Source organism: Paenibacillus sp. UNC451MF (assembly GCF_000686845.1).
Lineage (GTDB): Bacteria > Bacillota > Bacilli > Paenibacillales > NBRC-103111 > Paenibacillus_S.
The window spans coordinates 155,493-167,208 of the sequence record NZ_JMLS01000021.1 but is presented as its reverse complement, the minus strand read 5'-3'; the positions used below and the strand labels follow the sequence as shown (position 1 = coordinate 167,208).

Below are 11,716 nucleotides of genomic sequence, written 5' to 3'. Positions count from 1 at the left end.
CCTCCTTTCTTATTCTCATATAATACGTCTATACATGCATAAAAGTGATAGCTACACGCCCTTGCGCTTTCCCGAATTTAAACCGGTATACGTATACTCTTCACGCATCCCCCAACAGTAGAATCCAACAAGCACCAAAGAGACGAGCAGCGCCGGCAGCAGCAGGCAAATAATAATTTGCATGAGTGATTCTCCTCCTTATCTTTTTCCACCAGGAAAAATCGCGTTACGAGCAGTATGTAGAACTGCAAGGTCCTAAAGGCATATGTTCTTCATTGTGGAGTGATCTTAAATATTGAGCCAGTCCAATGCGGCAGTTATGCCGGAACCTAATTACTAATAGTTGATAATTATTCTCATTGGCTATAAGACAATGATAATGGTTCTCATTATCATTGTCAACAACATCTTAAGGAGGAAATTTCTCAACGATACAAAATAAGGGATTTACTAACCATATGCCTGCGATTTCTCACTTGCTTCGCCGTAGTGAAAATCATATTTCGGTGTGGTAAAATATTAGGTAATCAACCGATCCATCGGAGACCCCTTGTAACGACAAGGGGACTTTTTATATCCAACGTGAGAAAGGGCTGTTTCTACATGAATCCAACTATTGATCTCCTTCGCAACCATCGTTCCATACGGAAATATAAAGAGGTGGCCCTTTCAGAGGAACACATTGAGGCGATCATCACCTCCGCACAGATGGCTTCCACCTCCAGCAATGTGCAGGCGTACAGCATCGTCGGCGTCACGGATCCGGTATTAAAGAGAGAGCTCGCCCAGCTCGCAGGCAACCAGGCTTACATTGAACAATGCGGACTGTTCCTTGTATTTTGCGCTGATCTCCATAAGCTCAAGGAAGCGACCGAGCAGCATGGGCAAAGCTTTCATCATAACACGGAGAGCTTCATCGTAGGCACCGTAGATGCGACTTTGGCTGCACAAAATGCAGCTGTTGCCGCTGAATCGCTCGGTTACGGCATCTGCTATATCGGCGGTATTCGCAACAAGCCGCAGGAGGTTTGCGAGGTGCTCTCCTTTCCGGAGCTTGTTTACCCTGTATTCGGCATGTGCGTAGGCGTGCCTGATCAAGAGCCTTCCTACCGTCCGCGGCTTCCTATGCAAGCCGTGTATCATGCGAATCGTTATCATGCCGACAAAGTAGCTGAAGGGGTGCGGCAATACGATGAAACGATGTACAAGTATTATGAAGAGCGTACCAACGGCAAAACGTTGACGACGTGGTCCAAAGGCATTTCAGAAAAATATGCCAAGCCTGGACGGGCGCATATTTTGCCATTTCTTGAAGCGAGAGGCTTCCGTTTCAAGTAAGCGTCGAAACGGGATTCATGCCATTAGAAAAAGCAAGAGTCAGGGACATCGCATCTCTGATTTCTTGCTTTTTTTGTTTGGTATTAGCCGGCAACAAATCCCATTCTGGGTTCCGATTGCGGGGTATGCCAATGCTGCGTCTTTTCTTTATTCAGCTCGGCCTTCATTTCCCGGATCAGTTCTTGTATCTTTACTTCCGGCTCATAATGCTTTTGCAGCGCCGCAGAAACATATAGTTCATTCAGCTGTGCAAAAGTGAAACCATCTGTTAGCCGAGCTGCTCTCTCCGCCTCTTCTTCGCCGACGATGGCGAACAACTGCTTAAGCGCTAAATATCGTCTCCTCAGTGACTCATCCGGCAGCTTGATCTCCTAGGCCCGATCGAAGCGTCCTGCGCGATTCATCAACGCTGGATCGATGTGCTCGGGATAGTTGGTCGTTCCGATGAGAAAGATGCCCTCCTTCGAGGTCGCCCCATCCAACGTGTTCAAGAAAAACGATCGCGCCTGCTCCGGCATCGAGTCAATATCCTCAATAACGAGCACCATCGGCGCCATTTTGACTGCGGATTCGAAAGCTTCCTGAATCGTGTAGCTGCAAGTATGCTCCGTAATTTGCCAATAGGCTACAGGAGCTTCAACGCTCCCCGCAATGGACTTAACCAGTGTTGTCTTACCGTTGCCCGGTTTGCCGTACAACAAGATTCCCCGTTTATACGGAATGCGGTACGTCTGAAAAAAATGACGGTCGCGCGAAAAGAACTGATCAATCGACCTATAGATGTCCTGCTTCAGCGGTTCGCTCATAATAACTTCATCCCTGTTCACAGTTCTCGTGATAGGCTCCAGGTGACGGTCTAAGCCATTGCGGTTGTCCGTAAAGACGGTGACATGCCGGCGGTCATTCTCTCTTTGCCGCTGCCGCATAAAAGCAAGGAACCTCTCCAGGCTATAATCGTCCGCAGCGAACAAGTATTCCTCGCTAAAGATTCCGTTTTGGCGGAAAACGGGAATTCGCGCCAATGCGACACCATAGGACGGGTAGGCGAATAAATTATTCCGCGCGGCCGGAAATATCCTGTATCCGGCCGTTTCTTGAAGCTCCCCCTGATAAGAGAATGCCTTGGACTCCACTCGGTCGTAGATGACCGCCAGATGCTCAATCTCGCCGCTCCCCTCGCGTACATCCTCGTCGAGCATATCCCAGATTTCATTGCCGTAATCATCCTGAACATACATTTGAAAATAGGCTCCGTACCGGGAAGCCAGCTCCTTCTGAATTCGTTCTATGACGACGGCTGTATCGAAATATTGTGGCGCGCTCGCCTCTATAGTCATGATAAAGTTTTCGTGCTTATTGTTAGGTCCGGGGATGCTGCTAGCAGCTGCTTCTTCCAGCTTGCGGTTATCGTGCATCTTGTTAGGCATCGTTACACCCCTTTCACAGCGGCAAGCGGCTTACACTTGGCCACAACCGAGGCCAATCCCGCTCCTACGACGCTGTCAATGATTTGATCGACATCCTTGTAGGCTTGAGGCGACTCGTCAATCAGCGATTCAAGCATCCGCTGATTCACGACGATCTCATCGTCTTGACCGACACGCAGCGAGGACTCGAATTGATCTAGCGTCACAAGACGCTTCGTCGCACTTCGCGAGCGGATACGGCCTGCTCCATGACAGATGGAGTAATAATTACGCTTGCCCTCGGGTCTGCCGACCATAATGTAGGAAGCCGTTCCCATGGACCCCGGAATGAGCGCTGGATGCCCCGTCTCGCGATACGGAGCCGGATTATCGGGATGGTGCGGCGGGAGAGCACGAGTCGCCCCTTTACGGTGGACGAACAACGATCTGCCGTCATGCTGCTCCTCCCAGGCATAATTATGCATCAAATCATACAGCGTGCTCATCTCAAACTTCGGTCCAAACACTTCCTTGCCCGCCTCTCGAATACCGTAAGCGATCAAATGCCGGTTCACCACCGCATAATTTAGCGCAGAGTACATGAGATTCACATAGGCTTGAGCGCTTTCGCTATCCAGCGGTGCGAACATCAGCTTCGGATCGGATGTTCCGAGTCCGCTGCGGCGCATCGTTTTGGCTATTTCGCTGCTGCAATACTGATTCACGGCTCCACCCCAGGCACGGGACCCCGAGTGGATCATGATGACCACCTGCCCGTCTGTTAGTCCCCACTGCTCCGCTATATCGCGATGCTCCTCGTCGATTTCAAGAGCCTGAATCTCGGCAAAATGATTCCCGTTGCCGAGCGTTCCAAGCTGCCTGTGCGACCGGTGCCACACCATCTCCGGCAGCCGATCCAAATGCGCTTCGTCGAAGCCGAACTTGCCGCACTCCACCCGCTCCAACGAGGTTGCCTTGCGCGGCGTGTAGCTGTCCGGCACATATTTCTTCGGCAGCCCGAACAGCCCTTTGCGGATGACGTGCTCCAGACGAATATCAGAGAAATGCCCTCGCGTCTGCTCCTCTACCGGCAGATGCCGCTCAATCGCCTTGACCAGCTTGCGCCGAAGCTTCACATCGCGCAGCTCGTCTCGGTGTAAATTGGTCAAATGCAGCCGCATCCCACAGCCGATATCGCTGCCGACAATCGAGGGGGATACATACCCGTTCTCCGTATCCCATATTGCTGTGGTACCAATGCATGTACCTACGCCAACATGTACATCTGGCGTGTAGCTCATGTACATTGTGTTAGGGATCTGCAAATTGTTGTTGGCCATGTCGAACACTTTATAATCCAGTCCGGCGAACAGCTGCTCTCCGGCATATACGTGCAAATTGCCCGCTGGGAGCTGCACTTGCCTGTAAAAATTGTCTGTTTGGTTGATCGTTTCCATATATTGATTTATCCTCTCTCTATTTGCGTTCTTGAAAATGAAATGGAGTCCTCCGGCTGGGCACTCTGCCGACGCCGCATGCTTTTGGTTTGGTTCTTTAAGGGTATAATGTGGTTCAGCGTAATATGCTCGGTTACGCAGTCAGGAATTGACATTAACGTTGCACCGAGCGGCGTTGGCGCTTAACGTTTTTTTCACCGTAAATTACATGGACTTCAGCTAACCTGCTGCCCTTAGTCTTATGTCACCTAGCGCCTTTTCCAAACAACAAAAAAACCGTAGGCGCTCCACAAAAGCCCACGGTTGGTTGTTACTATGCATATATGGCTGTACTAATACTGAATCATTCCGGTCACGCTGCCCGCGCCGGGATTCATCGTTAAATCAGCTTGCAGCAGGCCCGTAGAGGCCAATGGAATCGTTGAGGTTATTCAGTTGTACTAGCAATCTCAGTCTGTTTAATCGGATCATGATTATTGGCCTCCTTTCACATTCAAGATATGGTTATGATATACGCATGAGGTAAACTTTGTCAACGATTTAATAAAAAATATTTATTAGTTATATTAAAACTTTCTATTGATTATGAAATTCCCTTTCGATTCATCAAATATGGGAACAGCAGAACGAGGCCCAGTACATACAATCCAAAAGCAAAATAAGCAGGCAGCAAATGTACGAAATCGGTATAACCGATCGTCCAATGAACGCTAAAGCCAGCCAAAAAGCCTGGAAATCCGCCAATCAAAAATGTCCACCATAACCAGCGACGCCCCTGGCTCACTCCCCATAAAGCTGCGCCAAGCAGCGCGATCGCATTGGAAAATAACGCTCCCCCAAAGCCCGCTCGATCGTGAGCGATTAGAGGAATCAGCCTGTCGTTAATTTCAGCAAGCATCGCCGGAGTAGCGCATAAATACTGCAAATCCTCGGGAACAAACACTCGAGTGATCCCTACCAGGGAAATGACGATCCCTCCGATGGCCAACGAAAAGCCGAGAACAACCATCATCAGCTGTCCCCACTGGGCTCTCCGCCACATCCGGTCATTATAAAGATTGGGCGGCTCAAGTGAAGGCTTATCTGCTCTCCCTCTAATGGACAGAATAAACATCGGCAGCAGGATAGCTGCCACCAGCGCATGCAGCGGATCGAAGTAACCGTAGCCCAAGTAGAGAAAAAAGCTGCTAAACCCGACGATGCAAGAACTCATAAGCGCAGTCTTGGCCCAATGAAGCCCTTTCCTCAGCCCGTAATAAGCGAACTGAAAGTAAAGGATACCGATGGATATCATCGTGCCTGCCAAGGTGACTCTGTCATGGGACATGAAGCGCAGCAGCAGTGGATTTACTTGCATGAGTGCTGGCGGATCCATTCCAAGAAACAGCACATCGTAGGGCAGCATGACCGTACTCGCCGCTATGAGCCATGCCATAATCCCCCCAAGCACCATTCCTGCGCCTAACAAGCACATCCAGCCCCAGTTGTACCAAAAAGGGGGTCCAGCTTCTTCTGTTTTTGCCCTCACGTCTCTAGACTTCAGCTTCTCATAGATTATCGCTTCGTTGATCCGTTTGGGCAGCCCTGGACCGGCATAGACCAACCCACTGTGAAGCTGAATATAGTTAGCTCCTGCTTGGATCAAATCCAATGCATCCTGCGGCTGATGAACGCCACCCGTTGCAATGATAGGTACCTTGGCTCCGTACAGCTTCCGAATCAGAGCAGTCCTGTCTACGCTGTACGGTTTACCTGACCTTCCAACGACAGCCCCTGTCTCCGTCCTCTGTCTCTCTCCAATCACAAAGCCGTCCCAATGCTCGATACTCATGCGCTTCAATAGATCCGACATTAGCTCCTGCGGATAATCAAGCGGAATATACAGCAGCATCGGCATATCCTCATTGCCAACATCCGTACGCACTTGTACAACTGCTTCGAGATGGTCTAACGTCTCCTCTACTGTCCACCCCTCATCGAGCGAATCTATATAAAATGCTGCCGCATAAGGTCGTAAGGCTCCCATTAGCTGTTTCTGCTCCTGCAGCGCTTCTTCCTGCGTTTTCCCGCGACGGCTCCTCGTTCGTATCATCAGAGGAAGTGAATGTCCCTGCTTGCGCTGCAGTCTTCGAACCGTTTCTTCTGCACCCTCATTAGGATCTTCAAGAGGATAAAGAATCGCTTCCTGCTCTACATCCCGCTCTATTGGCTGATCACTTACGACCGGATTCCATGTGACAGGTCCGATTTCAATAAAGCCGATACCGAATTGAGCGATCGCCCCATGAGCGGCGCCGTTCGGATCCAGACTTCCTGACAATCCAACAGGATAACGCATCCGTATCCCGGCCAATTCACTTTCCAATATAGGCGAAGACTCCATATGCCCCAGCGTACGAATAACTAAAATTCCTCCAGGCAGGCGGCTCAGGGAACCCATGGCATTCAATGTGAAATCTCTCGCTATCCGCGAAGGAAGGCGGAACAGCAAAGGACGAAACAAGGTTTGATAGGACCAATCCGGCATAAAAGAACACTCCAAATCAACATCATAATAACCTGTCTTATGTAGTACTTATTCCACCATTTAACACAAGATTCCTTCACATCATCAGCTCACACAGCCTTCGAAAAAAATAAGCTAACCCTTAAAGCAAAGGTTAGCTATAGCATGAGCTTACTGAGTTGTCCTTCAGCCCTCCACCATCTTTCTACGCTGCACCCAACCGTTGGCATTCAATAATAACAGCGCATAAGCCAATAGCAACCCAGCGGCTCCCCATGCCATATATCCCAGATTGATATTGCCCGGATTGGCGACACCAATAGCAACAAGCGCCCATACGGTTACGAGCATATAAAAAGGATCTTTGTAGCGATATCCGACCAGAAGGCTGAGCAGGGAAGCGACCAAAATCATCATTACAGTCCAGAACGTTTCGGAGAGCCCGAAGCCGTTCCATCCATTAGCGTATAAAACAACGGTGAAGTTCACTATAGCAGCAACGGAAATCCAGCCTAAATAAATACTGAAAGGAACTTGCACCCACCAGCGGATAGCGTTATCCGACGACCAGCCGTGCTGCCGGGTACTTACATAAATCACTGCCAAGGACGCAAATAGCCCGAGCATAGAAAACAATGATGAAGTGATGTACAGGCATTGCCATATCAAAATCCAGCTTATGTTAAAAAAGCAGCTTACGCCAAACCACGGTCCGATCGATCGTATTTCATCCTGTATCCGCTTAGTAGGTAAAAATTGAACGACTACAAACCCGAGCAGCAGCGCATAAATGACCCCCCAGATTGCAAACGCATAGGGTGCCGGAGTTATTTTTACAGGAAACATCGCCGAAATTTCACCTGTTGTCAGCCCCTTGATAGGCTGAGTTTCTGCGAACCGGTTCACTATCAGTACGGCGAGTAGAGCCGCAACATTGTACCATCGAAGCAAGACATCAAACATTGAATACACCCTCCTTTTATCTTAAAAAGATTAACCGCCGGAAACCGGCATCGAATCTCCTCCTGTTGGACTACCTGTTACTATATATATGAGTCTTCTTTCCGTTGCATACCAAAGGCTAGTCCACCCATGTAAAAAACCCCCTACGATGAAGAAATACATCTTCTTCACGTAAGGGGCTTGATTTATAATTAATTGCCACATTATACCAATAGTTAAACACAAACAAGGATATGCCGTACAAAGGACCCTTTCTTCACCTGACACCAGTCGATAATATCAAATCCCGCTTGCTCTACTGCTTCATCTATGATTTCCGTTGCGACGATAACCGCTCGGTCCGCCAATCTGCGAGCGCTTTTCAGCATTTCAAGCTGTTCCTCCACAGAGAGGACGGAGCATAAATTATAAGGAAGATCGATAATGGCTGCATCGTAGTGTCCGGGAGTGGTTCGAATATCGTCTATCGCCACTACATCGGGAAGTCCGAAATGAGTCAAATTCACCCGTGCTCCTCTTACCGCAAGCGGGTTAATATCACGTCCGATAATATCCACTCCCATGGACAGCGCCTCAATCAGCACCGTACCGATCCCGCAGCACGGGTCGATAACCCGTAGCCCTACAGGGTGAGGGACTGCAATATTGGCAACAGCACGTGCTACGCGAGTGCTTAATGCCGTAGAGTAGTTTTGCGGCTTTTGGTTATGGCGAAGCCATAGGGCTTCATTCTTGGTGCAAGGTCCGAACACCCAGCGTTCTCCGGTATATGCAATCCCGTACAGACGCTCAGGCTTGCGCATCTCGGCTTGTCCACGGATATGGGAGCCGATCTGTCTTTCGATGGAACGCCGGGCGTCGTAGTCCAGAGAATCGCATGCTTCAACGAAGACGACCTTAAAGGTCTCTCCGTTCAATTGTAGTGATTCGACCTCCCTGCCAACCTCATCCAAGCTTCCGCCTTGAATGATAATCTCCAGACGCTGCTTGATAAAAGGACTGCGGCTAACATCGATACTCCGTACACTTTCCAAAAATCCGTTGTGATCCGGGTCATCTCCAAATAATGAACGCAGTTCCAGCAAGCATAGTGGCACCTCGTCTTCATGACAAACGTAAGTGTATAGGTATGATGATGGCTTCTCTGCTTGATGATCCATAGTTATTATTCCCGTCCTCGTGTTTGAAGTACATTGATTGTCTCACGCCCATCCCCACTTGTCCAATACTTCGCTTCCATAAGCGTGAGCACCCATGATCCCTTCAAGACGAGTTCAATACTTTACGAATAAAAAACCGTATAGACTAAGTCGTCTATACGGCTTCATTTGCTTATTTTTTCGCCAAATATTTGCGGATATCAAAGGCTACTGCCGCTACGATGATCAACCCTTTAATAATTAGCTGCCAATACGGGCTGACTCCAATAAAGGTGAGTCCATAGTTGATAACCCCAAAGATCAGCACGCCCACCAGTACTCCCGGTACCGTTCCGATTCCACCGGCTGTGGACACTCCGCCCACAACGCAGGCTGCAATGGCGTCCAATTCGTACATGTTACCGTAGTTGTTCGTCGCACCGCCGGTTCTAGCAGCTTCCAGCACTCCTCCTAGTCCGTAAAGAGCACCAGCAAAGGCATAAATGTATAATAAGTTCCTCTTCACGTTGATACCTGAAACCGTAGCAGCCTGTATGTTGCCCCCGATTGCGTACATATTTTTGCCGAGCCTAGTCTTGTTGAAAACAACCCAAACAATTAAAGCAACAATAATCGCTATAAGGACGATATAAGGAATGGAATAAGAGCCGCCTGATCCGAAATAGCCGGTTCCAATGTTCGTAAAATCTTTGCGAAGTCCTGCAATCGGCTGCGATTCGTTCGGCTTTAAGTCAAAATAAATCGAGTTGGCCCCATACACGATAACCATCGTTCCTAAAGTAGCGATAAAGGGCGGGACGCTAAGCCTGGAGACGATCCACCCATTAAGCAGCCCGACAACAAGACCAGCGAGAATGCCAATTAGGATCGGAGCCCATAATGGCAAGTCCGGCATATCCGGAAAAAACCGGCGAGGGTAATCGGATATTTGCAGCATCGAGGCGGACAACACCGCAGTTAAACCCACCACGCGGCCTGCGGAGAGGTCGGTGCCTCCGGTTATCAAGATAAACGCCATGCCGAGAGCAATGATGGCTCTGGTTGAATTTTGCAGCAAAATATCGCGCAAAATATCTATAGACAGGAACCTCGGGTCCGAGATCGCGATCCCGATAACGAGAACGATTAGGACCATGTAGATGGCGTTCTGCGTTACAAAGTTGCCTACTTTTTTTGTGTTCATTGTTGATCCTCCTAAAAGTTTTCGTAAGAAAACTTACTTCGTAAGCATTATCTTGGATTTTGCCTTTGGCAAAACTTACTTCGCTATCGGCTACACCATATATTTAGTAGCCAAGCGCATAATTTCTTCTTCCGTAGCGTCCTTGCCCTCGACAATACCTGAGAGGCGGCCTTCACACATCACCATGATGCGGTCGGACATACCGAGCAGCTCAGGCATCTCGGATGAGATCATAATGATGCTTTTGCCCTGCTTGGCAAGGTCTGCAATAATGGAATAAATCTCGAACTTCGCACCGACATCAATCCCGCGAGTCGGTTCATCCAGCAATAAAATATCAGGCTCCGTCAGCAGCCAACGGGCCAGCAGCACCTTCTGCTGATTACCGCCGGATAAATTTTTAATCAAGGTTTTGATTGAAGGCGTTTTCACACGAAGCTGTTCCACGCTTTTACTTACTTCATTCCTGATCTTTCCTTCATTCAGAAGAAAGAAAGGATTGATATAGCGGTCCAGGTTGGCAATCGCCGTATTCTCCTGTATTGAGAGCACGGGAAAAATCCCGGTTACCCGCCGTTCCTCCGTCAAAAGTGCTATCTTATGTTTTTTGGCATCAATCGGCGTTTTAAATTTGACAGGCTTGCCGCGCAGTGAGATGGTCCCGGATGACACGGCTCTAAGTCCGAACAAGGCTTCTATAAGCTCAGTTCGCTGCGCACCGACAAGACCGCCTAGTCCCAGCACTTCTCCTTTGCGGAGCTCGAAGGAAACATTGCTGAACGACTTGGCCACGGGTGAAGTCAGCCCCTCCACCTTCAGCAGCACATCCCCTGGAACGTTCGTCCTTTCGGGAAACCGCTGACTTAAATCCCTGCCTACCATTTTCGTAATAATCAGATCCGTAGTAAGCTCCGCTGCCGGCCACGTGCCGATGAGCTTGCCATCCCGCATTATCGTAACCTCATCAGAGATGCGGAGAATCTCCTCCATTTTGTGCGAGATGTAAATAATGGCTACGCCACGGCTTTTCAGCTGATCAATAATTTTGAATAAAGCTTCCACTTCGTTCCCCGTCAAAGAAGAGGTCGGCTCATCCATAATGATAACTTTAGACCGAAATGATACGGCTTTAGCTATTTCAAGCGACTGAAGCTTTGATACTGACATAGAGCCAGCCAATGCGCTTGGATTAATATCCATCTCCAAATCCTTGAACAGCTGCTGTGTATCCTTGTACATCTTTTTATGATCCACGAATCTTAAAGGCCCCAGACCTTTCTCAGGAAAACGCCCGAGCCATATATTCTCCATCACATTTCGCTGCGGAATAGGGTGAAGCTCCTGATGAATCATCGATACGCCATGATCCAGCGCATCCTTGGAGTTTTTCAATTCCACCTTATTGCCGTTCAAGTAAATCTCGCCCCCATCGGGCTTATAGATGCCGAATAAGCATTTCATCAGCGTCGATTTCCCGGCACCGTTTTCTCCCATTAAGGCATGAACCGTGCCTGGCCGAACTTTCAGCGTTACATTATCCAGCGCCTTTACGCCGGGAAACTCCTTGGAAATACCGTTCATTTCAAGCAAAAATTCATTTTCCCTCATGGTAATGCCCCCTTTGAAAAAAAGAGAAAGCAAGGGTACAACGAAAGCAACCATTGCCCCTTGCCCTGTACTGCACATAACTTGCTAGTCAAGCT

10 protein-coding genes are annotated in these 11,716 nt (G+C 48.9%); 1 reads left to right on the top strand and 9 read right to left on the bottom strand.

The genetic code is table 11. The annotated features are described in order from the left end of the window. Positions 1-51: 51 nt before the first annotated feature. Complete coding sequence (locus tag BP97_RS41445; RefSeq protein WP_269321920.1) at positions 52-183, bottom strand: hypothetical protein; 132 nt, start codon at positions 181-183, stop codon at positions 52-54. 420 nt (positions 184-603) lie between these two features. Between BP97_RS41445 and nfsA the strand changes: the two genes are divergently transcribed. Next, positions 604-1,338 (top strand): oxygen-insensitive NADPH nitroreductase, encoded by a 735-nt coding sequence (gene nfsA / locus BP97_RS0121335; RefSeq protein ID WP_028550923.1) that lies wholly within the window; start codon positions 604-606, stop codon positions 1,336-1,338. Between the two features lie 83 nt (positions 1,339-1,421). On the opposite strand, the gene BP97_RS41135 is transcribed toward nfsA, so the two are convergent. The 8 genes from BP97_RS41135 to BP97_RS0121295 form a co-directional block, all read right to left on the bottom strand. After that, positions 1,422-1,655 (bottom strand): hypothetical protein, encoded by a 234-nt coding sequence (locus BP97_RS41135; protein ID WP_051620849.1) that lies wholly within the window; start codon positions 1,653-1,655, stop codon positions 1,422-1,424. A gap of 54 nt (positions 1,656-1,709) precedes the next feature. Continuing rightward, positions 1,710-2,765: an AAA family ATPase gene (locus tag BP97_RS37080; RefSeq protein ID WP_051620847.1), complete on the bottom strand. Its 1,056-nt coding sequence runs from the start codon at positions 2,763-2,765 to the stop codon at positions 1,710-1,712. A 2-nt stretch (positions 2,766-2,767) separates the two neighbouring features. Next, on the bottom strand, positions 2,768-4,201 hold the full coding sequence (locus BP97_RS0121325; RefSeq protein ID WP_028550922.1) for an RtcB family protein: 1,434 nt from the start codon (positions 4,199-4,201) through the stop codon (positions 2,768-2,770). A gap of 583 nt (positions 4,202-4,784) precedes the next feature. Beyond that, positions 4,785-6,728 carry a dihydroorotate dehydrogenase gene (locus BP97_RS0121315; protein WP_028550921.1) on the bottom strand — a complete coding sequence of 648 codons (1,944 nt, stop codon included), beginning with the start codon at positions 6,726-6,728 and terminating at the stop codon, positions 4,785-4,787. A gap of 165 nt (positions 6,729-6,893) precedes the next feature. Next, positions 6,894-7,670, bottom strand: coding sequence for a tryptophan-rich sensory protein (locus tag BP97_RS0121310; RefSeq protein WP_028550920.1), 777 nt, complete (start codon positions 7,668-7,670; stop codon positions 6,894-6,896). A 215-nt stretch (positions 7,671-7,885) separates the two neighbouring features. Beyond that, complete coding sequence (locus BP97_RS0121305) at positions 7,886-8,830, bottom strand: TRM11 family SAM-dependent methyltransferase (protein ID WP_028550919.1); 945 nt, start codon at positions 8,828-8,830, stop codon at positions 7,886-7,888. A 172-nt stretch (positions 8,831-9,002) separates the two neighbouring features. Continuing rightward, on the bottom strand, positions 9,003-10,013 hold the full coding sequence (gene mglC / locus BP97_RS0121300) for a galactose/methyl galactoside ABC transporter permease MglC (RefSeq protein ID WP_028550918.1): 1,011 nt from the start codon (positions 10,011-10,013) through the stop codon (positions 9,003-9,005). A gap of 90 nt (positions 10,014-10,103) precedes the next feature. Next, entirely contained in the window at positions 10,104-11,621 is a 1,518-nt protein-coding gene (locus BP97_RS0121295) for a sugar ABC transporter ATP-binding protein (protein WP_028550917.1), read from the bottom strand. Between the last annotated feature and the right edge of the window lie 95 nt (positions 11,622-11,716).